General features: G+C 58.3%; 21 protein-coding genes. 8 read left to right on the top strand and 13 right to left on the bottom strand.

Annotation, left to right across the window (positions count from 1 at the left end; genetic code table 11):
- The first annotated feature begins 42 nt into the window (after positions 1–42).
- The 3 genes from RMR21_RS04250 (at position 43) to amn (ending at position 3,028) form a co-directional block, all read left to right on the top strand.
- Complete coding sequence (locus RMR21_RS04250) at positions 43–1,038, top strand: hypothetical protein (protein ID WP_498669474.1); 996 nt, start codon at positions 43–45, stop codon at positions 1,036–1,038.
- 220 nt (positions 1,039–1,258) lie between these two features.
- Complete coding sequence (locus RMR21_RS04245; RefSeq protein ID WP_498669473.1) at positions 1,259–1,429, top strand: hypothetical protein; 171 nt, start codon at positions 1,259–1,261, stop codon at positions 1,427–1,429.
- A gap of 93 nt (positions 1,430–1,522) precedes the next feature.
- A complete protein-coding gene (gene amn / locus RMR21_RS04240; RefSeq protein ID WP_498669472.1) occupies positions 1,523–3,028 on the top strand; it encodes an AMP nucleosidase in 1,506 nt (501 codons plus the stop codon).
- A 15-nt stretch (positions 3,029–3,043) separates the two neighbouring features.
- On the opposite strand, the gene RMR21_RS04235 is transcribed toward amn, so the two are convergent.
- On the bottom strand, positions 3,044–3,946 hold the full coding sequence (locus tag RMR21_RS04235; RefSeq protein ID WP_498670069.1) for a lysylphosphatidylglycerol synthase domain-containing protein: 903 nt from the start codon (positions 3,944–3,946) through the stop codon (positions 3,044–3,046).
- A gap of 196 nt (positions 3,947–4,142) precedes the next feature.
- On the opposite strand from RMR21_RS04235, the gene RMR21_RS04230 reads away from it, so the two are divergent.
- Positions 4,143–5,147, top strand: a complete 1,005-nt coding sequence (locus RMR21_RS04230; protein WP_498669471.1) for a glycosyltransferase family 2 protein — start codon at positions 4,143–4,145, stop codon at positions 5,145–5,147.
- Between the two features lie 6 nt (positions 5,148–5,153).
- A complete protein-coding gene (locus RMR21_RS04225) occupies positions 5,154–6,650 on the top strand; it encodes an ArnT family glycosyltransferase (protein WP_498669470.1) in 1,497 nt (498 codons plus the stop codon).
- 111 nt (positions 6,651–6,761) lie between these two features.
- On the opposite strand, the gene RMR21_RS04220 is transcribed toward RMR21_RS04225, so the two are convergent.
- Together RMR21_RS04220 and RMR21_RS04215 are read right to left on the bottom strand one after the other, a co-directional pair.
- Positions 6,762–8,132, bottom strand: a complete 1,371-nt coding sequence (locus tag RMR21_RS04220; RefSeq protein WP_498669469.1) for an aspartate aminotransferase family protein — start codon at positions 8,130–8,132, stop codon at positions 6,762–6,764.
- A 105-nt stretch (positions 8,133–8,237) separates the two neighbouring features.
- Positions 8,238–9,149, bottom strand: coding sequence for a diacylglycerol/lipid kinase family protein (locus tag RMR21_RS04215; protein ID WP_498669468.1), 912 nt, complete (start codon positions 9,147–9,149; stop codon positions 8,238–8,240).
- 232 nt (positions 9,150–9,381) lie between these two features.
- Here RMR21_RS04215 and RMR21_RS04210 point away from each other — a divergent pair, with 232 nt between their 5' ends.
- Both RMR21_RS04210 and mgtE read left to right on the top strand, forming a co-directional pair.
- The gene (locus tag RMR21_RS04210; RefSeq protein WP_498669467.1) at positions 9,382–10,632 is read left to right on the top strand and encodes an MFS transporter; all 1,251 of its coding nucleotides are present in this window, start codon (positions 9,382–9,384) and stop codon (positions 10,630–10,632) included.
- 290 nt (positions 10,633–10,922) lie between these two features.
- Positions 10,923–12,296 carry a magnesium transporter gene (gene mgtE, locus RMR21_RS04205; RefSeq protein WP_498669466.1) on the top strand — a complete coding sequence of 458 codons (1,374 nt, stop codon included), beginning with the start codon at positions 10,923–10,925 and terminating at the stop codon, positions 12,294–12,296.
- A 146-nt stretch (positions 12,297–12,442) separates the two neighbouring features.
- Here the strand turns inward: mgtE and RMR21_RS04200 are convergent, their stop codons facing one another.
- From RMR21_RS04200 to RMR21_RS04170, 7 genes are all read right to left on the bottom strand, one after another.
- The gene (locus tag RMR21_RS04200) at positions 12,443–13,351 is read right to left on the bottom strand and encodes a homocysteine S-methyltransferase family protein (protein WP_498669465.1); all 909 of its coding nucleotides are present in this window, start codon (positions 13,349–13,351) and stop codon (positions 12,443–12,445) included.
- A gap of 19 nt (positions 13,352–13,370) precedes the next feature.
- Positions 13,371–14,060: an ABC transporter permease gene (locus tag RMR21_RS04195; protein ID WP_498669464.1), complete on the bottom strand. Its 690-nt coding sequence runs from the start codon at positions 14,058–14,060 to the stop codon at positions 13,371–13,373.
- Positions 14,061–14,068: 8 nt separating this feature from the next.
- Positions 14,069–14,791, bottom strand: coding sequence for an ABC transporter permease (locus RMR21_RS04190; RefSeq protein WP_498669463.1), 723 nt, complete (start codon positions 14,789–14,791; stop codon positions 14,069–14,071).
- A gap of 120 nt (positions 14,792–14,911) precedes the next feature.
- Positions 14,912–15,685, bottom strand: coding sequence for a transporter substrate-binding domain-containing protein (locus RMR21_RS04185; RefSeq protein WP_498669462.1), 774 nt, complete (start codon positions 15,683–15,685; stop codon positions 14,912–14,914).
- Positions 15,686–15,714: 29 nt separating this feature from the next.
- Complete coding sequence (locus RMR21_RS04180; protein WP_498669461.1) at positions 15,715–16,494, bottom strand: ABC transporter ATP-binding protein; 780 nt, start codon at positions 16,492–16,494, stop codon at positions 15,715–15,717.
- Positions 16,495–16,686: 192 nt separating this feature from the next.
- On the bottom strand, positions 16,687–17,526 hold the full coding sequence (locus RMR21_RS04175; RefSeq protein ID WP_498669460.1) for an undecaprenyl-diphosphate phosphatase: 840 nt from the start codon (positions 17,524–17,526) through the stop codon (positions 16,687–16,689).
- 145 nt (positions 17,527–17,671) lie between these two features.
- Complete coding sequence (locus RMR21_RS04170) at positions 17,672–18,073, bottom strand: winged helix-turn-helix transcriptional regulator (RefSeq protein WP_498669459.1); 402 nt, start codon at positions 18,071–18,073, stop codon at positions 17,672–17,674.
- A gap of 104 nt (positions 18,074–18,177) precedes the next feature.
- Between RMR21_RS04170 and RMR21_RS04165 the strand changes: the two genes are divergently transcribed.
- Positions 18,178–19,194, top strand: a complete 1,017-nt coding sequence (locus RMR21_RS04165; protein ID WP_498669458.1) for a zinc-binding alcohol dehydrogenase family protein — start codon at positions 18,178–18,180, stop codon at positions 19,192–19,194.
- A gap of 139 nt (positions 19,195–19,333) precedes the next feature.
- Here RMR21_RS04165 and RMR21_RS04160 read toward each other — a convergent pair whose 3' ends face one another.
- The 3 genes from RMR21_RS04160 to RMR21_RS04150 form a co-directional block, all read right to left on the bottom strand.
- Positions 19,334–20,008: a pentapeptide repeat-containing protein gene (locus RMR21_RS04160; RefSeq protein WP_498670068.1), complete on the bottom strand. Its 675-nt coding sequence runs from the start codon at positions 20,006–20,008 to the stop codon at positions 19,334–19,336.
- A 224-nt stretch (positions 20,009–20,232) separates the two neighbouring features.
- Positions 20,233–20,748, bottom strand: a complete 516-nt coding sequence (locus RMR21_RS04155) for a GNAT family N-acetyltransferase (protein WP_498669457.1) — start codon at positions 20,746–20,748, stop codon at positions 20,233–20,235.
- A gap of 21 nt (positions 20,749–20,769) precedes the next feature.
- Entirely contained in the window at positions 20,770–21,309 is a 540-nt protein-coding gene (locus RMR21_RS04150) for a GNAT family N-acetyltransferase (protein WP_498669456.1), read from the bottom strand.
- Positions 21,310–21,332: the final 23 nt, after the last annotated feature.

Genomic DNA, 21,332 nt, shown 5'->3' with positions numbered 1-21,332 from the left:
GCAGTCAGGAAAATCTGGAGCACGTCGAGGATCGCACTCTGCATGATACTGGCAATCGGTGGGGAGGTTTCAGCGGAGACCCGCGTCAATCCGACCGCCTCTGAAGTCCAAGGGGTGGTGGAGTCGTGCTTCAGTCCACCGGCCGGAGCGACGGATCGGGTGATCATCACAGCAAAGTTCAACTCTGATGGCTCACTCGACCAGAAACCGGAAATCGTCCAAAAAAGCGATGGCCCTCTCAACGGCGCTTACGCAAATGCAGCGGTCAGAGCTATTATTCGATGCCAGCACCGCCTCGCCGAACTGGGCGTAACGGGTGACGTGCGATTCAATTTCGAGCCATCACACGTTTTGGCAGCGGATACAGGCGCCATCGCCTTAGGCCCACCTTCTCCAGAAAGATTGCGGGCCATGGACGCGGCAGCACGGCAGCTAAAGGAATTTGCCGAACGCAATAGCCACCTCAACCATGTCCTTCAGCCGTCGACACCCGAAATTGCCTCCCTGCTGACGATCCTTTGTCAGCCTGCCGAAGCGGAGAGATTGGAGGGATTGCCAACCGACCAATACTTGAGCGTGAGCACCTATGCCCGCAATGTCAGCGAAGTTATGGATGTTTACGACAAAATTTCGGCCGATGCCCCGCAAGAGGACATCACGCATAACATTCAACAACTCGGCGCTTGCTTCGATGCGACGTTTTGGGCCAGCCGTGCGGCAATTGTGATGTTTGAAAAGTTTTTCGCCCGTACACCGTCTCTTTCACATGATCCAGCAGCAAAGCTTGCACGGACGAAGCTTTATGCGAATATCCTGCTAGTGATCGAAGGCGGGTTGGAGGCCTTTAAACTTGATGGTCTAGGATCAGGCTGGTGTGACGCACGTCTCAGGCCATTGGTGTCCCTCATTGAAACTGCGGCACCGATGATGGACCGACAACAGAAGGACCTGTTGCGTGTGGCCGTTCGGCAGGGACAGACATGCAGCCCGGCGGCCCGAATTGCGCTTCAGCCTTTTGCGCACGTGGCGCAACGGTAGCCATTGAAAACACCTCTCCAGTAAACGGTGGCCTATGTGGCATTTCATGCTCACCGCGCGAGATCTTCTGCCATCCCCAGCGTCTTCGAAGCCAAACTCATCCCCCACCAATTAACCACCCTGAACGGCACATGAACCTGTCTCTCAGGGTCGGTTCAGTCCCACTGTGGCAAAGTCGTGTCCAGCATAAGAGAAGACTGTGACGCAAAGGGGAAATGACATGGCGGTTATGGTTAGACGTTTCAGCATCATCGTTCTTCTGATGGCGATTTTTGCCATGTCCTTCGCGGCTTTGGTGGTCAACCCCAATCGCAGTTTCCAGCGTGTGAATGTTGGCGCGTCGATTGCCTGCCAGACGAGCTTTTCCAACAATTGCCACATCACTTTGTAGCCTGCCATTTGACTGGATACAGCCTGGCGAATATTTTTCGAACACACATATTTCTGTCGCTTGCCTGTCGAAATTGGCTCTCTATAATGGGCCATGACAATAGCAAAGCACACCATCTCGCACCTCGCCTTCATCATGCCCGACCCAGTCGCGCCCCAGACTTTCACCGATCCGGTGGCAGCGGTGGATGCTCTGACAGCGCTTTATGAGCGCAACACAAATTTCCTCATCAAGTCCTTTACCGATCTCGCGCAGGGCGCGCCGATCGAGGGTCGTTACCGCGCCTGTTATCCGCAGGTCAGCATAGAAACGTCGAGCTTCGGCCATGTCGATTCGCGCCTGTCCTACGGTCACGTGACCTCGCCCGGCGTCTACACGACGACGATTACCCGCCCGCAGCTTTTCCGGCATTATCTGAAAGAGCAGCTCGGCCTTCTCATCAAGAACCACAGCGTCCACGTCACCGTATCCGAATCGGCGACGCCCATTCCGCTGCATTTCGCTTTTGGCGAAGGTGCTTTCGTGGAGGCCTCTGCGGCATCCTCGCTGACCGATGTTCCTCTGCGCGACCTTTTCGATACGCCCGACCTCAACAACACCGATGACCTGATTGCCAATGGTGAATATGATCAGGTTCCGGGCGAGCCTGCACCGCTGGCACCGTTCACCGCCCAGCGCATCGATTATTCGCTGGCGCGCCTCAGCCACTACACCGCCACCAGCGCCAACCACTTCCAGAACTTCGTGCTGTTCACCAACTATCAGTTCTACATCGATGAATTCGCGGCCTGGGCACGCAAGCTGATGGCAGATGGAGGCGAAGGCTATACGGAGTTCGTCGAGCCCGGCAACATCGTCACCCACGCTGGTTCGGACCGTCCGATCACCGATATGACGCTGGGCCGCATGCCGCAGATGCCAGCTTACCACCTGAAGAAAAAAGGCCATGCGGGCATCACGCTTGTCAATATCGGCGTCGGCCCGTCCAACGCCAAGACGATTACGGACCACATCGCCGTGCTGCGCCCGCATGCGTGGCTGATGGTGGGCCACTGCGCGGGCCTTCGCAACAGCCAGCGGCTGGGCGACTACGTTTTGGCCCACGCCTATATGCGCGAAGACCATGTGCTGGATGACGATCTGCCCGTCTGGGTGCCGATCCCGGCGCTAGCCGAAGTGCAGATGGCACTGGAAGGTGCGGTCGCGGAAGTCACGGGCTATGAGGGCTTCGAGCTGAAGCGCATCATGCGCACCGGCACCGTTGCCACCATCGATAACCGCAACTGGGAGCTTCGCGACCAGGCTGGTCCGGTCAAACGCCTGTCGCAGTCGCGTGCCATCGCGCTCGATATGGAATCGGCCACCATCGCCGCCAACGGCTTCCGTTTCCGCGTACCCTACGGCACCTTGCTCTGCGTGTCCGACAAGCCGCTGCATGGCGAATTAAAACTGCCCGGCATGGCGACCGAGTTCTACAAAACGCAGGTCTCACAGCATTTGCAAATCGGCATTCGTGCCGTGCAGAAGCTTGCCGCCATGCAGACCGAGACGTTGCATTCGCGCAAGCTTCGCAGCTTCTATGAGACGGCGTTCCAGTAACAGATATCGCTGGCGCTAACGACGTCCCCGGACAAACAGCGCCAGCGCCGTTCCCATGAGAGAAGACAACATCACCATCAGGTGCACATTGACAGCCGCCTGTGCGAGTGACGAGAGCGCCGTCCGATCTGTCGACGCTCCGAAACCGAGTGCACCGGCAGTGATGCCTGCCGGGTAAGTCCCGACACCCCCCGGCGCATGGATGGGGAGAACGGAGGAAAGCTCGCCGCCCAGCGCGCCGCCAAATCCTGCAGCCAAGTTCAGCTTTCCAATAAGCGTCAAAACCCAAGCCAGAACCGCAATCTTGACGAACCAGTTGATGATGGTCGCACCCCATGCCCGCGCAAAAGCACGGCCATCGGCGGGCAAGCCCGCCTCCATCTCCTGGATGATGCCTTTTGCCTTTTTCGGCGCAAGGTGGTGCGTATATCGAAAAAACCGCTGTCTGACGGCAAAAGCGATGACGGGAAGAGCCAGAAACACGATCCACAGAAGCCAGACCGCCATCGAGCCTCTCTCCAGCGCAAGTCCCACACCTGCCGCTGCCATGAGCGCGTGCAGATCAAAAAACCGCATGACCAAAAGAGCAGATGTTCCACGCGCTAGCCGGACATCAAATTCCTGCCGCATCAACAAGGGGAAACTGGTCTCGCCGGACCGGAATGGCAGCATGATGTTGAGAAGATTGTGGATTTGGACCACGCGAAACAGGCGCGTGAACTGGCCTTGCGTTTCCCCGGGAAAATAATCGTAAATCCGCCAGGTCCGCAGAACATAGGTGGACAGGAGAAGAGCAAGCGCGACCCCGATGACCCAAAGCCCGGCTTCCTGCCACAGCGCAAAAATCGTTGTCCACCCCCACATCCAGCTGATGAAGGCTGCGTAGGCGGCAACCACGAAGGCCGTGACGATGGTCATAGAGTGCCGTGCAAACCGGGCGGGCTTCAATTCAATTTCCAATCACATTCCATTGCGGCATCGTGCGCACTATTCTCTTCACTCGCGCTTGCAGACAAGGGCTTCCTTGAAAGTTTGTGGTCTTTGTTGAAAAGGCCGCGAAACGTCGTTAGAGAAAGCACACATTCCAGATCCCGAGACAGACGGAACCGTTACCGTGCAAACACCTGCCGCCATTATCACAGACGTTCCCGCGGCAGATGCACTGGAGCTTTCGCTGGTCGTGCCGATCTTCAACGAGCAGGAAAGCGTCAGACCTCTGATCGAACGGATCATCGAGGCGATGGCGGACTATGCGCTGCCGTGGGAACTCATTCTGGTGGACGATGGCAGCACCGATGCGACGATTGCCAATGCACGCGAATTTGTCGAACGGGCGGGCCTCAACCTCAAGATCGTCGCCCTGCAACGCAATTTCGGCCAGACGGCCGCGATGCAGGCCGGTATCGATACGGCGCGCGGTCGTTTGATCGCCACGCTCGATGGCGATCTGCAGAACGATCCCAAGGACATTCCGATGTTGGTCGCAGAGCTGGAACGGCGGGAACTCGACCTTCTGGTCGGCTGGCGTCAGAACCGGCAGGACGGGCTGGTGCTGCGCAAGATACCCTCCTGGATCGCCAATCGTCTGATCGGCAAGATCACCGGCGTGCGCCTGCATGACTATGGTTGCAGCCTTAAGATCTACCGTTCGTCCATCATCAAGCAGGTAAAGCTGATGGGCGAGATGCACCGTTTCATTCCGGCATGGGTGGCAGGCGTGGTGCCCAGCACCCGTATCGGCGAAATGCCGGTCACGCATCATGCACGGCAGTTCGGATCGTCCAAATACGGCATTTCCCGCACATTCCGGGTCATCCTCGACCTGCTCTCGGTGATGTTCTTCATGCGCTACAAGGCGCGGCCCGGCCATTTCTTCGGCTCGCTGGGACTGGGCCTCGGCGCAATGGCCGGTGTCATCATGACCTATCTCTTCGTCGACAAGTTCATTCTCGGCAACGATATCGGCACGCGGCCGATGCTGATGGTCGGCGTCGTGCTTCTGCTATCTTCCGTCCAGCTGATCACCACCGGCATCCTGGCCGAAATGATCGCACGACTGTATTATCGGGACGATCTCACGCCAAACTACATCGTTGGTAAGGTCTATCAAACGGAGTGATTTCAGATGCGGAAGTCTCTATCGCGCAATCCCGATCTGATTTTATTCTGGATCGCGGGATATTTTCTGCTTGCCATCATCGTGCGCATCATCCGTTCTCCGGCACTGGAGATAGACGAGACACAGGCGGCTCTGACGCAGTTTCTGCTTTGGGGATATGGATCGCAGCCCCCGCTCTATCATTGGCTTCAATATGGCCTGTCTGAGCTGTTCGGTATGTCGATCGCGACCTTGAGCCTGTTGAAAAACGCGACTCTGCTTCTCTCCTGCCTGTTCTTCTGGCTGACGGTGCGGCTTCTGACACAAGACCGCGCGCTGTCGGGCCTTGCAACTCTCGGCATGCTGACCCTACCGCCGATCTTCCTCATGTCTCAGCGCGATCTGTCCCACACGGTCATGGCGCTTTTAACCGTGTGCCTGTTTCTCTACGCATTTTTCTTGACACTGAAGCGGCCAAGTTTGGCGGGTTATCTTCTGGCTGGTGCCGCCGTTGGCCTTGGTGCTCTCTCAAAATACAATTTCATCCTCGTTCCGCTTGCCGCTGCGCTTGCGCTGATACCGGAAAAAGATTTGCGTGCGCGCTTGATGGACTGGCGCATGCTGCTCGCGGTCATCCTGTCGATCCTCATCGTCCTTCCGCATGCGATATGGATGCTGCACCATCCCGACCTCGTCACCGGCCAGACCATGGGCGAAATGACGGAAGGGCGCGAGCACATCTCCTTTCATGGCTTCGATGGCGCACTGGATTTGGTGCTGGCAGCATTAAAAGGTGCGGTGCTGACGGTCGCCATTTTCGCCGCCCTTTTTTACCGAGACATCAAGCGCATTGCCTCGGCAAGCGATCAGTGGACACGCATCATAGGACGTATGCTGCTGATCGTATTCTTCCTATTGCTGGTCATCATCTTTGTGCTCGGCGCCACAAATATTCGACAGAAATGGCTCATCGTCTACCTCGTCCTGCTACCGCTTTATCTCAGCCTGAAAATACGCGCCGCAGGCGTTGAAGCAAAACCAAAACTGCCAGCCATGCTGACCGTAGCGAGCGTATTGACGATAGGTGTTCTGCTGATTTTGCTCACACGCGGACTTGTAGCCCCATATTTCGGGCGCTACTCGATTGTTCACATTCCCTACGACACCTTTGCCAAAGCCGTCATGCGTGATGGCTTTGCGCAGCCTCGCTATGTGATTGCACCCAACGTTATGGTCGGCGGCAATCTCAGGATTCAGTTTCCCAACGCAACAGTCCTGACAGGCGATCCGGCAATTGAAAGAGCTCCACAGACCTTCCCACAAGGGGCGACAGTCCTTCTTGCCGGAACGACCGACGACGGCAAGCTTCCAGAGGATCCCGCTGCTGCCCTCGATGCGCTTGCGGCACGCTCATCGCTGCCCGCGCCGACCGATATCCGGGATGTCAGCGTCGCCTATCGCGGCGGCGACAAAACGAAGAAACATGCATTTTATTATGCCTGGTCGGTCATCGGTCGGAACTGACCTCACGCACGAAGATTTTGGACATGGTGACGACAGTCTCAGCACAACTTGCGTGAACTGCCCTGCCCCGTATTCGGACGGCACCATGGTGCTCATGTCCTGTGACGGTTTTTATGCCCTCACGGTGCGCGCCAGATGGTCCAGTCCCCTGCGCACGATCTCGATGATCTGATCGACTTCGGAGCGGCTGATGGTGAAAGCTGGCGATGCCAGCATGCGGTCGCCGGTCGCGCGCATGACCAACCCATTCTCTAAGCAATGATTGCGCACCAGCGTGCCGATATCATCCGGCTTGTCGAAACGCTTGCGCGTTGCTTTATCAGCGGTCAGTTGCAGTCCACCGATCAGGCCGACATTGACCGCCTCGCCCACCGTTTCGTGGTCGAGCAGACTTTGCCAGCCCTGTTGGAAATAGGGACCGATATCGTCGCGGACGCGCTCCACCAGTCCCTCGTCCTCGATAATGCGCAGGTTTTCCAACGCCGCGACCGCACAGACCGGGTGACCGGAATAGGTAAAGCCGTGGTTGAAATCACCCACCCTGGTCAACATCACCTCGGCCACGCGGTCGGACACCAGCACGCCACCGATCGGTAGATAACCGGATGACAAACCCTTGGCGATGGGCGCCAGATCCGGCTCGTAGCCGAAATGCTGATAGCCAAACCACGAGCCCAGGCGTCCGAAGCCGCAGATCACCTCGTCCGATACGAGCAGGATATTGCGCGTCTTGCAGATGCGGGCGATCTCCGGCCAATAGGTCTCCGGCGGGACGATGACACCGCCTGCGCCCTGAATGGGTTCGGCCACGAAGGCCGCAACGTTGTCTTCGCCCAACTCATCGATCCTGGCATCCAGTTCCCGCGCGACCTTCAAGCCGAATTCGGCAGGCGTCAGATCGCCGCCCTCGGCATACCAGTAGGGCTGACCGATATGCGAGACGCCATGGATCGGCAGGTTGCCCTGCTCATGCATCCACGTCATGCCGCCCAAAGACGCGCCCGCGACGGTGGAGCCGTGGTAGCCGTTGCGCCGTGAAATGACATGGGTTTTCGTGGGATGACCCAGTGCCTTCCAATAGACCCGTGCCATTCGAAACCACGTATCAGTCGCTTCGGAGCCGGAATTGGTAAAGAACACATGGTTCATATTCGGCCCGGCATGGGACACGACCTTCTGCGCCAGAAGCGTGGCGGGTGGTGTCGTGGTGCCGAAGAAGGCGTTGTAATAGGGCAGCTCGTTCATCTGCCGGGACACGGCGTCTGTGATTTCGCGCCTGCCATACCCGATATTGACACACCACAGACCGGCAAAGGCATCGAGGTATTTCTTGCCCGTGCTGTCATAGATGAACACGCCTTCGGCGCGCTCTATGATGCGTGTGCCTGTGGCGTTCAGTTTACCCATGTCTGAGAAGGGATGGAGGTGGTGAGCGGCGTCGATGGCGGCGAGGTTCGATATCATCACGGCATAATCGTTCATCGCGGCAGGCACTCCCATTGACATCATGGAAACAGCATGGCCGGGACAACGGCGTTTTGCAAGGCCACGATCACGTCTTGCAAAATGAGCTATAAACTAATGATATCAGACGCTTGCAAAATCCTTGGCAACAATAACCTTCAATTCGCCCGCGTGGATTTTCAGGCGCACATCTTTTTTCATCGACAGCAACTCCCCATCCATAACGCACCGCACATTCTTGTGACGTCGGGGGAAATGCAGTTCGGCTTCGGTTACCGCCATGGCCGTAACAGCGGCGTTTTCCTTAAGCTTGCCACGCACGATATCGAAAGCGAGTCGCGTGACCCCGGATGAGGTCAAGGCGTCTGCGATGTAGAGGCCAAGCTTTCCCTGGGTGATATCGTCCGCAACCAGCAGCGGGCTCTGGCCGAACTCATTGTTGGATGCGGAGATAGCGCAGGCGCGGCGATGCTGCGTCACGCCTGCAACCGTAAACTCCATGTCGAATTTCGGGGGATTGAGGACGACACCGATCGCCGCGCGAATATTGGCGCGGATTTTGCCAAGTCTTGACGCATATTCCATCTTGTCGCGATAAAGCACCATGCGCGCATGCAGACCGGCGGAAAACTGGTGGACGAAGGGGCGGCCGTTGGCGCTGGCAATATCGACATTGTGGACATGGCCCTCCGCGAGTGTGTCCACCGCTTGCCAGATGTCGAGCGGCAGCTTCAAGGAGCGGGCAAACAGGTTCATGGTTCCGGCCGGCACGACGCCCAGCGCGATGCCGTGTTTCCAGGCGATGCCGGCAGCGGCAGAAATCGTTCCATCGCCACCACCGGCAATCAGCCCGTCGAGACCCTTGTCATCGGCGGTGCGTTCCATTTCGGTGACGATATCCTTGCCCGAAACGAGGCGGCACTCGATGTCATGTCCGGCATCGGTGAAAACCTTGTGCGCATGCGCGCAGTAGGCATCCATGTCGGTGGTCTTGAAGGTACCGCCGTCACGGTTGAAAATCGCCACCAGTTTCATATGCTTATCAGCCCCTGTTACGCCCAAGCGCGCGACCTAAATGCTATAGCGAAGGTTCCGTTCCGTACACCTTTGCGTGAGACGCAATTTTTGCCGAATCAGAGACTACCGCAATGCACAACTTCATGTTATGCGTGAGATAAGGTCATTTTGGTGACCATCTACCTCCAGTCAGGGCAAGACCGAGACCTCGGTTTTGCCCTTTTTTTCTTCGTTCCCATCGCAGAAATTCATGACCCGCATTTCCACGACTGAAAACCGCTCCGAAGCGGGCGTACACGCAATTTCACCGTTGCCCGCGGCAACCCTTACCCCTTTTTCCATCGCTCTTATCGAGCTGGCGCTTGCGGCTGGTGGCTTCGGTATCGGCACGGGTGAGTTCGCCATCATGGGCCTGCTGCCGGACGTGGCGACGAGCTACGGCGTGACCGTTCCGCAGGCAGGCTACGTGATTGCCGCCTATGCGCTCGGCGTCGTCATCGGTGCACCCATCATCGCCGTTCTGGCCGCGCGGATGACCCGACGTGTGCTTCTGCTGGCCTTGATGAGCGTTTTTGCGGCGGGTAATATCTTGAGCGCCATCGCCCCCGATTTTGCGACCTTCACGGCGTTGCGTTTCATCACCGGCCTGCCACATGGCGCCTATTTCGGCGTGGCTGCACTGGTGGCCGCCTCCATGGCGCCCATCCACAAACGTGCCCGCGCCGTGGGCCGTGTGATGCTGGGGCTGACCATCGCCACGCTGCTGGGCACCCCGCTTGCCACCTTCTTCGGACAGATGTTTTCCTGGCGCGCCGCATTCCTGATGGTCGGCGGCATTGCTCTTCTGACGGTCGCGTTGCTCTGGTTCTTCCAGCCGCGCGACAAGGTACAGGACGGTGCCAGCATCTGGCGTGAGCTTGGTGCCTTCAGGCGTGGCCAGGTGTGGCTGTCGCTCGCGGTGGCCTCTGTCGGGTTCGGCGGCATGTTCGCCGTCTTCAGCTACATCGCCAAGACGACCACCGATGTCGCCATGATGCCCGCCGCTACCGTTCCCATGGTTCTGGCGCTGTTCGGCATCGGCATGAATGTTGGTAATGTCGTTGGTTCGCGCATGGCCGATATCTCGCTGAACGGCACGATCGGCGGCATGCTCGCCGTCAATGTGGTGCTGATGGCGTTGTTCGGGTTGACCGCTGACAACCCCTACATGCTGTGCCTTTGCGTCTTCCTCATCGGCTGCGGCTTCGCCGCCTGCCCTGCCGTGCAGACACGCCTCATGGATGTAGCGGCCGACGCGCAGACGCTGGCTGCAGCCTCCAACCACTCCGCCTTCAACATCGCCAACGCGCTTGGCGCATGGCTTGGCGGCCTCGTCATCGCCATGGGCTACGGCTACGCATCGACGGGATATATCGGCGCTATTCTCTCCTTTGCAGGCCTCATCGTTTTCGGCTTTGCCGTGGCGTTGGAGCGGCGCGAAAAAGCGAGCCTAACTGCTTGATTTCAGAGCGCTTTCGGACGAACTAAAGCACGGTTTTATGGCCGCAGGTCAACCTTGCCAAAATTTCATATTTGACCCGCTTGACTCGGCCTTTTTTCAGGCGCAACAGATACCGCATGCGCAGATCAAACCATCGATCTGGCGCAGATATCCACGGAGCATCATTAGATGTCTAGCGACAGTAGTAGTCGATTGCCCTTGCCGAAAACGGCGAAACGCGCGCTGATCTGACACCTGTCGGCTCACCACGTTCCGCCGGGATCGGCGGATCGACTGGAAGGTGAGCAATCATGAACTTTCACACACTCTCTGAAAGAGCCAGCAAGGCTGCACGTCTTTTTCGTAGCAGCAGCATCGGCCCCACCACCACCGCAGAACGCGTCGATCAGTTGAACGCACTCGACGTGCCCGACGCCGTCGATGCTCTGCTGAAAATGACACAGGCACGCGCCGTCGCAGTCCTCGACCGCCCCGAACTGCACCGCGCGGCAGACATCATCGCCCATATTCCGCTGGAACAGGCAGCCCGGTTCGTCAACCTCATGTCGGATGACCGCGTGGCAGACGTCATGGCGGATATGGATGACGAGCCTCGGGCCAAGCTGTTTTCGCGGCTGGACCGCGCAACGGCCACCGCCATCCGCCACCTGATGACCTATCCGCCCCGCACGGCTGGCTCGATGATGACGACCGAATTCGTCAGTGTGCCCGACCGCTGGACGGTGGAGCAGACACTCGCGCATATCCGCATCGTCGAACGGTCCCGCGAAACCGTCTACGCCATCTATGTGCTGGCGGAAGACGGCACCCTGGCCAAGGTCGTCACTTTGCGCCGCCTGGTAACGGGCGAGCCATCGGCCTCCATTCTGACCGTCGCATCCAAGGAAGGCATCACCTATGCCGACCCCCTGATGTCGCAGGAAGATGTTGCCCGCCTCATCCGCAAGCACGACCTTCTGGCCATGCCTGTGGTGGACGAGCACGCCCACATTCTCGGTATCGTCACCGTCGATGACGTCATCGACACCATGATTGCCGACACGACGGAAGACGCCCACAAATTCGGTGGTATGGAGGCTCTTGGAAAGCCCTATATGGCGATGGGTTTCCTCGACATGATCCGTAAACGTGGCGGCTGGCTGGCAGCTCTTTTCCTGGGTGAAATGCTGACCGCAAGCGCCATGCAGCATTTCGAAGGCGAGCTGGAAAAGGCCGTGGTGCTGACCCTGTTCATTCCGCTCATCATGTCTTCAGGCGGCAACTCCGGTTCGCAGGCAACCTCGCTCATCATCCGCGCGCTGGCGCTGGGCGAACTGAAACTGTCGGACTGGTGGCGGGTGCTGCTGCGTGAACTGCCAACAGGGCTGACGCTCGGCGCCATTTTAGGCGCCATCGGCTTCCTGCGGCTCACCGTATGGCAACAAGCCGGTTTCTACGATTACGGCGCACACTGGCTACTGGTCGGCTTCACCGTTTTCTGCGCCCTCATCGGCATCGTCACCTTCGGCTCGATCACAGGCTCGATGCTGCCCTTCCTGCTGCAGCGCATGCGCCTCGACCCCGCCAGCGCATCCGCCCCCTTCGTGGCAACGCTGGTGGATGTCACCGGCCTCGTCATCTACTTCTCGGTGGCGCTGCTGATTTTGAGCGGGACGTTGCTTTAGATAAGACAAAGCCTTCGCTACACTCTCCGACGTCATCCTCGGGCTTGTCCCGAGGATCTAACGAATCCCGACATCAAACGTGGTTAGATCCTCGGGACAAGCCCGAGGATGACGTCGGAGAGGTTTTGGGACCTCCGACACTTTTATCACCTAGCCCGCAACACACCCGCAACCTTATGAATATGTGCAGCCCCAATTCCGCAGCAGCCGCCGATCATCGTCGCACCGGCTTCTGCCCATTCGCAGGCGAAGCGGGAATAGGCGTCGTCGGTGAGGTCGGCGCGCGTGCCGTGCAGACCTTCATTGGCGGCGGAATCGCCCTGTTCGCCTTCGAAGGCGTTGGCATAGACGCCGATTTCCAGCGACACTCCTTTTTCCTTGAACACAGCGGAGGCTGTTTCGACAGCGGCCTTCATGACTTCCGGCTTGCTGCAATTGAACAGCAGCGCGGCGGCACCTGAACCCGCCGCCCATTCGGCAGCAGCGCGCACGGTTTCGCCGGAGCGGAGCTGTGGCTCGCCGCCATCAACCTGTGCCGTGTCGTCGTTGAGCGTGAAGGAAACCCAGAAGGGTTTGCCCGTGTTGGCAACCGCTTCACGCACCGCATCGCCTTCGGCAATCAGGCTTAGCGTTTCACCCAGCCAGACATCAACATGCGGTGTCAGGTTTTCGACGAGAACCTTGAGGTAATCCTGCACGCGGGTTGGGTCGAAATTCTGCGGTTCGTAGGAGCCGAAGATGGGTGGCAGGCCACCAGCGACGGTGACCTTATGGCCTGCTGCATCCGCTGCCTCGCGGGCCAGCTTGCCGGAGAGTGAAATCAGCGATGCCCCTTCGCTGCGGAAACGCTCTTCGCCGATGTGGAACGGCACCAGCGCGTAGGAATTGGTGGTAACGACATCGGCACCGGCTTCGATGAATTCCGCATGCACCTGGCGGACGATATCAGGCGCGTCGATCAGCGCCAGCGCGGACCATTCCGGCTGCTTCAACTGCGCACCCAGCCGCTGCAATTCACGGCTCATGCCGCCATCGAGAATACGGATATCGCCCATGTGGAACTCCTTGAGATTATTACCGCCGCTGCGGCACCTGCGCCTCGACAAAGCCGAAGCAGCGCACGATGATGGCGGTGAGGATGAGATAAAAGATGGTGACGACGAAGAGAGGTTCATAGACCAGCAGTGTATCCTGTCGCACCTTGTAGGCGACGGCATAGAGGTCCATGACGGTGACGGTGAAGGCGAGCGGCGTTGCCTTCAACTGCATGACCACCTCGCCGGCGATGGTCGGCAATGCGATGCGGATGGCGCGCGGAAGCCAGATGCGGCGGATCAGCGTGAACCGGCTCATGCCGAACGCCCTGCCCGCCTCAAGCTCACCCTTCGGCACGGCCAGCAACGCACCGCGCAGGACTTCCGCCTCATAAGCCGCATAGTTCAGCGTGAAGCTGACAGCGGCGAAGAAGAAACCTTCGCGCAGAACCGGCCACATGAAGCTTTGGCGCAGGCCGGGGATCATCGGCAGGAACGAACCGACGCCGTAATACAGCAGCCAGAGCTGGATGAGCAGCGGCGTGCCGCGGAAGAAGGTACAATAACCGCGTGCCAAAACCCGCGTCACCCGCCCGCCGCTGACCTGCGCAAAAGCAAGGCCGATAGCCATGACAAAGCCCAGGACAACGGAAATGACCAGCAGCGCCACCGTCTGATAGGCGCCGGAAAGCAGCAGCGGCCAGTATTTTTCGATCCAGGAGAATTCCATGCTCTCTCCTAAACCAGCGCCGGTTGACCGCGCCGTACGCGGCGTTCGATCAACGAAAAGACGGCGTTTGAAACAAGTGTAATCGCCAGATACAACAGTGCCGCCGCCATGAAAAACAGGAAATACTGCTTGGTGCTGGCCCCTGCCAGCCGCGTTGCCAGCGCCAGTTCCTGATATCCCACGACCGCCACCAGCGCGCTGTCCTTGGTCACGGCCAGCCACAGATTGGCAAGACCGGGCAGCGCATTCGGCACAAGCGCGGGCAGCACCACACGGCGAAACCGCAGAAACGGAGACATGCCGAAAGCGCGCGCCGCTTCGATCTGCCCACCCGGAATGGCGAGGATCGCACCGCGCAGAACCTCAGTCATGTAGGCACCCTGCACAAAGCCAAGCACGGCTATGGCCGCCACGAAACCGTTGATCTCCAGCGGCGGCATGGCGGCCCATTGCAACAGCCGGTTCAGGCCATCAGTGCCTGCATAATAGAGCCCGACGATGAGGATCAGCTCCGGCACCGCGCGGATCATGGTCGTGTAGAACCCCAGCACGACGCCCAGCGGTCTGTTGCCGGACAGCTTGCCCAGCGCACCGGCCATGCCGATGACGATGCCGATGAGATAGGCACCGGCGGAAATGGCAAGCGTGGAAACGGCACCGGTCAACAGCGTACCGCCCCATCCCGGAGGATAGGGCGACAGAAGTTGAACCATGGTTTCAAAGCTTGCCATCAAAGCCTTTCCAGGAAAAGTGGGCACCGGTTTTCCGTCCGGAAAGGCGCCGAAACAAAGGTTTAGAGCGTTTTTACGATTCGAAGAAAAGCAAAAACGCTCTAAAGCGACCGATCAGACTTACTTCGCGCCGTAGATATCGAAGGTGAAGTATTTCTTGGTGATCTCGTCATACTTGCCGCTGGCGCGCACGGCAGCCAAGGCAGCATTCAGCTTCTGCTTCAGCTCCGTGTCGTCCTTGCGAAGACCACCGGAGACGCCGAGGCCCAGAATTTCCTTGTCATCAGCCACGTCGCCTGCATCGGCACAGCAATCCTTGCCCGCATCACTTTTCAGGAAGGCGTCGAGAACGATGGAATCGCCAAAGACATAGTCGATGCGACCAGAAGCCAGATCCTGAAACGCTTCGTCCAGCGTCTGGTAGGTCTTCTCGTCCGCCACGTCCTTGAAATACTTGGCGTAATAAGCCGACTGGATGGTCGATACCTGGATGCCGATGGTCTTGCCCTTAACGTCTTCTGCCGTCGCGCCCGGCTTGCCGTCCTTGGCACCGATCAGCTTGCTCGGTGTGTTGTAGTATTTGTCGGTGAAGGTGATGACCTTCTGACGTTCCTGCGTGTTAGACATGGACGACCAGATCACGTCGAACTTCTTGGCTTCGAGCGCCGGAATAAGGCCATCCCAGGACAGCTCGACGATAGAGCATTTTTCCTTCATTTCCGCGCAGACGGCGTCCATCAGGTCGATTTCCCAGCCCTGCCATTCGCCGGACGCGTCCTTGGCGAAAAACGGCGGGTAGGATTCGTTCATAATGCCGAAGCGCACATCGGCGCTGGCGGTGAAGGCAGAGAGCGCAAATGCCGATCCGGCAAGCAGCGTGGCGAACAGTTTCATGGAAATCTCCTGTTGGAATATCGAAAATATCAGTTGGCGATGGCGCCGGTAAAATCGCGGGTGCGGGCGCTGGTCGGGTTCGCAAATACCTGTTCAGGCGTCCCCTCCTCTTCCACACGGCCCTGATGCAAAAATATGACGTGGTTGGACACATCGCGGGCAAAGCGCATTTCATGCGTCACCAGAAGCATGGTGCGCCCTTCTTCGGCCAGATCGCGGATCACCTTCAGCACCTCGCCGACCAGTTCCGGGTCAAGTGCAGACGTCGGCTCATCAAACAGCATCACGGCGGGCTCGACGCACAGCGCACGTGCAATCGCCGCACGCTGCTGCTGGCCACCGGAGAGGAATGCCGGATAGGCATCCTTCTTGTCGTAAAGGCCGACCTTGTTGAGCAGCGCTTCAGCTTTCTCGATCGCATCCTGCCGCTTGACACCCATCACATGGACAGGCGCTTCGATGATGTTTTCCAGCACCGTACGGTGGGACCAGAGATTGAAGTTCTGAAACACCATGCCAAGCCCGGTGCGTAGGCGCTCCACCTGCCGCCAGCTTTTCGGCACCGCCTTGCCATCGCGACCGATCTTGACGGAGACTTCCTCGCCATTGACCGTCACTCGGCCACGGTCGGGCATTTCCAGAAAGTTGATGCAGCGCAGGAACGTGCTCTTGCCGGAGCCTGAGGAGCCGATGATCGAGATGACGTCACCCTTGCGGGCGTTGAGAGAAATGCCTTTGAGGACCTCATGCGTACCGAAGCTCTTGTGGATATCCTCCACCGCCAAAGCGTAACCGCCTTCAATACTCATCAACTGGTCCCGACTGTCCTTGGTGCGGATGGATACTTATAGAAGCAAACGAAAAAAGCCGCGCAATAAACGGCTCTATTGCACATCGGGTGAGAAAAATCATTCCATGGAAAAGATTTCAAGGAAAATCGTCCACGGATCCCGGCCGTCAAGCCGAGGATCCGATCACATCCTTGCGTGGCAGCAGCGTCCTTACGCCGTGGCGCTGATCGTGCCGGTGGAGAGCAGCAGCAGAAGCACCACACCAAGAGCCACCCGGTACCAGACAAAGGGCATATAGCTTTTGCTGGAAACCATCTTCAAAAAGCCGACGATAACAGCATATCCGACGATAAAGGAGATCACGGTGGCAAGCGCCGTTTCGCCCCAGCCGACCGGATTGACCTGGCCAATGCTCTTGTAGAGCTGGTAGAAGCCGGAACCGAAAACGGCAGGAACAGCCAGCAGGAAGGAATAACGGGCCGCCGCCTCGCGGGTATAGCCAAGCAGCAGGCCTGCCGTGATGGTGCCGCCGGAACGGGAAACGCCGGGGATCAGCGCCATCGCCTGCGCAAAGCCGAACAATATGCCATCGCGCCAGATGAGCTTATTCAGCGGGTACTTCTTCTTGCCGATTTTATCAGCGTAACCGAGGATGATACCGAAGACGATCAGCATGATGGCGGTGATGTAGAGATTGCGCAGCGAGGTCTCGATGGCATCCTTGAACAACAGGCCCAAGAGCACGATCGGCACCGAGCCGATGATGATGAGCCAGCCCATGCGCGCATCCGCAGCATCATAAGTGCCGCCGAGGCGCAGGTTCTGGCGAAGCCACGCCATGGCGATGCGCATGATGTCGGACCAGAAATACACCAGGACCGCCAGTTCGGTGCCGATCTGAATAATGGCGGTGAAGGCAGCGCCCGGGTCCTCACCGGTTCCCATGAACTCCCCGGCGATGCGCAGATGCGCGCTGGAGGAAATCGGCAAAAATTCCGTAAGACCTTGAATAAAGCCAAGAATTGCGGCTTCGATCCAACCAATACCCATGCTTGTCGTCCCTGACTGAGAATCACTGCCGCACTGTTATGAAGCAATCCGGGCAGATCAATGTTGCAATGCGGAATATTTTTTCAGGCGCAATGTCGTCCATGACATCCGTAACGGGACACGAGGATGTGTGCAACAGGCCTCGCTACTCGGCAGCGGCCAGCGGCTCGATCATCTCGACGCCAGACAGCACGCGCTTTTCACCACCCTTGCAGACCACATGGGCATCTCCCCATACTTTCAGTGCGGCGATGACTGGTTGCATGCTGTGGCCAAGCGGCGTCAGATCATAATCCACCCGCGGCGGCACCACCGCGAAGACCTTGCGGGAAATCAGGCCTGCTTCTTCAAGTTCGCGCAACTGCTTGGTCAACATCCGCTGGGTGACGCTCGGAATGTGGCGGCGCAGCCCGTTGAAGCGCAGCGTTCCCTCATTCATCAGGTGGTAAAGGATCACGCCTTTCCATTTTCCATCCAGAAAACTCAGCGTTGATTCCACCGGGCAACCGGGAAAATTGCCGGTCAATTTGGCACGGGGACGGGACATCACGGTATCCTTTTTGTGCGTATATACACAATATGTGCATTCTTGCGGTCTGCGCTCCTCTCTATCAAATAGAGGTCAACGCAACAAGCAAAGGAGAAAACGACATGCGTGCTATCGGTTACAAAAGCGCAAAGCCCATCACGGAAGCGGATGCGCTCGTCGACCTCGATGTGCCCGTACCGGATGCCAAAGGTCATGATCTGCTGGTCGAGGTAAAGGCGGTTTCGGTCAATCCGGTCGATACGAAGGTGCGCCGCAACCAGCCGCCGGAAAACGGCGAGCCACGCATTCTCGGCTTCGATGCGGCAGGGATCGTCAAGGCCGTGGGCGAGAGTGTTACCTTGTTCAGGCCGGGAGACGCGGTGTTTTACGCCGGCGCCATCAACCGCCCCGGCTCCAACAGCGAATTTCATCTGGTCGATGAACGCATCGTCGGCAAGAAGCCTGAAACCCTCAGCTTCGAGGAAGCCGCAGCCCTGCCGTTGACGGCGATTACCGCTTACGAGGCGCTGTTCGACCGGCTGAAGGTGAAAGACCCTGTTCCCGGCGCGGCCAATGCTATTCTCATCATCGGCGGCGCAGGTGGCGTCGGCTCCATCGCCATCCAGCTTGCCCGCCAATTGACAGACCTCACCGTCATCGCCACAGCGTCACGCCCGGAAACAAAGGAATGGGTGCAAGCGCTCGGCGCGCATAACGTCATCGATCACAGCCAGCCGCTCGCCCCACAGGTCGAGGCACTCGGTCTTGGCGCTCCCGGCTTCGTCTTTTCCACCACGCAAAGCGATCTCCACGCCGCCGATAGCATCGCACTCATCGCGCCGCAGGGACGGTTCGCGCTGATTGATGATCCCGCAGGCGGTTTCGATGCCTTGCCCTTCAAGCGCAAAGCCATCTCTATCCACTGGGAAATGATGTTCACCCGCCCGGTCTTCGGAACCGCCGATATTCTGGAGCAGCACAATTTGCTCAACCACGTCTCAGAACTGGTGGATGCAGGCAAGATCAGGACGACGATGACCGAGGTCTTCGGCACCATCAATGCGGCCAATCTCACCAGAGCGCATGCATTGGTGGAAACCGGTACGGCAAAGGGCAAGGTCGTTTTGTCGGGGTTTTGATGGAGGGATGGCCGGAGGCTAGCAGGAATATCGCCAGTCCGTCTGCCTTGCCGGGCATCTCCCGCCTGTATGGAAGAGATGTCCGGTAGAACGCAGAGGGCTAGCGTTCCCCCGTCCCGAGCCTGACGTCCGCTGCCCCCTAATCCTCGTCCGGATCTTCCGGGCAAGGCCATTCGGCGGGCGTCGTCAGGCCTTCCGGCAATTTTGTCTTGGCGTCACCACAGGCAATGTCGATCTGCTTCTGGTCGAGGCCCGTCGCCTTGGAAAGGTCCAGCCCTTCGATGCGGGTCAACAGAAGAAACGCGTCTTCGAAATCGATCGGCCCGGTGAAGCTGGCACCGGCAAAGCGCGCGCGAGAGAGGTTGGCCATGGTGAACTTCGTTCCGGTCAGCGTGGCGCCCTCGAAGTCGGCGCGGCCCAGTTCCGCCTTGGTGAAATCCGCTCCGACAAGCTTGGCGTTCTGGAACGTCGCCCGCTGCATTTCGGCATTGTTGAACTTGGCATTTTCCGCGTTCGCGTCGCTGAAATCACCGCGATAGGCCTCGACCTTTGCGAGATTGCTCTCCTGCAACTGTGAGGATGCCAGCGAAGAACGAATGAGTTTCGCCTTCCTCAAGTTTGCCTTGTTGAAGGACGAGCCGCGAAGATCGGTGAAGGTAAAGTCGGTTCCTTGCAGATCCGCGCCGTCAAACATACTACCACCGAGCATCAGCAGCCGCTTGTTGCAGCCGCTCCAGTCGATCTGGGCGGACGCATCCGCACGGCAACTGGCCGCCTGGCTCTCCGATGCGAACAGTGTCACCACGGCAAGCATTGTCAGAAACGCGCCGCAAACAAGGCCCGGCTTTCGCAGAGCATGAGGTCTATCTGCTAACATATTCATAAATCTGCTCCCATACCGACCTTGCAAGCGTATCCAACCACACCTGTCGGTATCCTCTCTTACAAGTAGAACATCAGTGCTCATGCTGCAATTACCAAACTGGAAGCCTATGGCTCTGGTCAAGATCGACACCGATCTTTTTCGCAAAAACCGCATCAAACATTTTTCAGATCGCTCGCCAAAAGCGCCCAGCGCTCATGATCGCACCACACGCCACCGATTTGAAGATAGGACGGGGAGTACCCTTCTTTCGAGAAACCGACACGACGCACTAGGTTGATGGAGGCAATATTTCCAGGTTGAACATTGGCTTCAAGCCGATGCAGACCCAAGTCGTCAAACGCGTGGCGCGCGACCTGCATCAAGGCCTCGGACATCAGCCCGCGACGGGCGAAATCCACCGTGCCATAATAGCCGAGATAGGCGCTTTGAAACATGCCCAAGACAATTTGCGAGACATTGAACACACCGACAACGCCTTGGCTCTCGGTCTCGCGCGCAACAAAGCTCGCATTCGGTCCCGTTATCGACTGCCCGAACCATGCATCGAAACCGCTCATATCCGTCACAGGCTGCGCCCACGGCGCGTGATAGTCACGGCTGCGGATATTCGCGGCAACGATCTCCTGCGCATCCGAGCGTTTGACAGGGTGGATCAAAACTCTTGTCATGGGATATTATGTCGTCCTGTTTCAGTCTGTGGAATTCAAAAGGCGTGCAGCCATGCTGCTCAGGTCCAGATGCATCGCAACACGACGCACGGGATCGAGGCCATGGCGGACCTGCTGGTCCAACCGCGCCTGCAAGAAGGGCGGCGTCTCCCAGGTTTCGAGAATACGAAATCCCAGTTTTATGTAAAACGGCGCGTTGAAGGGTGCAAAACGATCCGTGGTCAGCACCGCATACGTGTGTCCGGCGGCACGACCCTGCGCAAGAATGGCAAGCATCAATGCGCGGCCTATGCCTTTTCCCTGCGCGGAACGCTCGACATCGATCTCGATAATATGGAGGTAGCGTCCCACGGCATGACCGGCAACGAAGCCTGACACGATTCCGTCGGTCTCCGCGACGAGCAATAACCCTTGCGACAGCGCCTGCCGGAGAACGGATTCCGGTGATGCATAAGGCCTGAACGTCACACCGCAGGCTTTCGCCCAGACCACGAACGCATCGAGTTCGATCTCCGTGAGCCGCGCGAACTCGTCAGCGCGCGCGGCACGAATCACAACCATGGGATTTTCCGGGCGAAGACGTC

The sequence above is a fragment of the Agrobacterium sp. rho-8.1 genome, from assembly GCF_033957725.1.
In the GTDB taxonomy this organism is placed as follows: Bacteria; Pseudomonadota; Alphaproteobacteria; order Rhizobiales; family Rhizobiaceae; genus Agrobacterium.
Note: the sequence above shows the minus strand (reverse complement) of the source record. Positions and strands in the feature narration are given on the sequence as shown.

What these genes read in the sequence shown, in the direction of transcription:
- RMR21_RS04250 (WP_498669474.1), top strand. Translation starts at nt 43, where the DNA reads ATGATACTGGCAATCGGTGGGGAGGTTTCAGCGGAGACCCGCGTCAAT.
- RMR21_RS04245 (WP_498669473.1), top strand. Translation starts at nt 1,259, where the DNA reads ATGGCGGTTATGGTTAGACGTTTCAGCATCATCGTTCTTCTGATGGCG.
- amn (WP_498669472.1), top strand. Translation starts at nt 1,523, where the DNA reads ATGACAATAGCAAAGCACACCATCTCGCACCTCGCCTTCATCATGCCC.
- RMR21_RS04235 (WP_498670069.1), bottom strand. Translation starts at nt 3,946, where the DNA reads ATGACCATCGTCACGGCCTTCGTGGTTGCCGCCTACGCAGCCTTCATC.
- RMR21_RS04225 (WP_498669470.1), top strand. Translation starts at nt 5,154, where the DNA reads ATGCGGAAGTCTCTATCGCGCAATCCCGATCTGATTTTATTCTGGATC.
- RMR21_RS04220 (WP_498669469.1), bottom strand. Translation starts at nt 8,132, where the DNA reads ATGAACGATTATGCCGTGATGATATCGAACCTCGCCGCCATCGACGCC.
- RMR21_RS04215 (WP_498669468.1), bottom strand. Translation starts at nt 9,149, where the DNA reads ATGAAACTGGTGGCGATTTTCAACCGTGACGGCGGTACCTTCAAGACC.
- RMR21_RS04210 (WP_498669467.1), top strand. Translation starts at nt 9,382, where the DNA reads ATGACCCGCATTTCCACGACTGAAAACCGCTCCGAAGCGGGCGTACAC.
- mgtE (WP_498669466.1), top strand. Translation starts at nt 10,923, where the DNA reads ATGAACTTTCACACACTCTCTGAAAGAGCCAGCAAGGCTGCACGTCTT.
- RMR21_RS04200 (WP_498669465.1), bottom strand. Translation starts at nt 13,351, where the DNA reads ATGGGCGATATCCGTATTCTCGATGGCGGCATGAGCCGTGAATTGCAG.
- RMR21_RS04195 (WP_498669464.1), bottom strand. Translation starts at nt 14,060, where the DNA reads ATGGAATTCTCCTGGATCGAAAAATACTGGCCGCTGCTGCTTTCCGGC.
- RMR21_RS04190 (WP_498669463.1), bottom strand. Translation starts at nt 14,791, where the DNA reads ATGGCAAGCTTTGAAACCATGGTTCAACTTCTGTCGCCCTATCCTCCG.
- RMR21_RS04185 (WP_498669462.1), bottom strand. Translation starts at nt 15,685, where the DNA reads ATGAAACTGTTCGCCACGCTGCTTGCCGGATCGGCATTTGCGCTCTCT.
- RMR21_RS04180 (WP_498669461.1), bottom strand. Translation starts at nt 16,494, where the DNA reads ATGAGTATTGAAGGCGGTTACGCTTTGGCGGTGGAGGATATCCACAAG.
- RMR21_RS04175 (WP_498669460.1), bottom strand. Translation starts at nt 17,526, where the DNA reads ATGGGTATTGGTTGGATCGAAGCCGCAATTCTTGGCTTTATTCAAGGT.
- RMR21_RS04170 (WP_498669459.1), bottom strand. Translation starts at nt 18,073, where the DNA reads ATGTCCCGTCCCCGTGCCAAATTGACCGGCAATTTTCCCGGTTGCCCG.
- RMR21_RS04165 (WP_498669458.1), top strand. Translation starts at nt 18,178, where the DNA reads ATGCGTGCTATCGGTTACAAAAGCGCAAAGCCCATCACGGAAGCGGAT.
- RMR21_RS04160 (WP_498670068.1), bottom strand. Translation starts at nt 20,008, where the DNA reads ATGCTTGCCGTGGTGACACTGTTCGCATCGGAGAGCCAGGCGGCCAGT.
- RMR21_RS04155 (WP_498669457.1), bottom strand. Translation starts at nt 20,748, where the DNA reads ATGACAAGAGTTTTGATCCACCCTGTCAAACGCTCGGATGCGCAGGAG.
- RMR21_RS04150 (WP_498669456.1), bottom strand. Translation starts at nt 21,309, where the DNA reads ATGGTTGTGATTCGTGCCGCGCGCGCTGACGAGTTCGCGCGGCTCACG.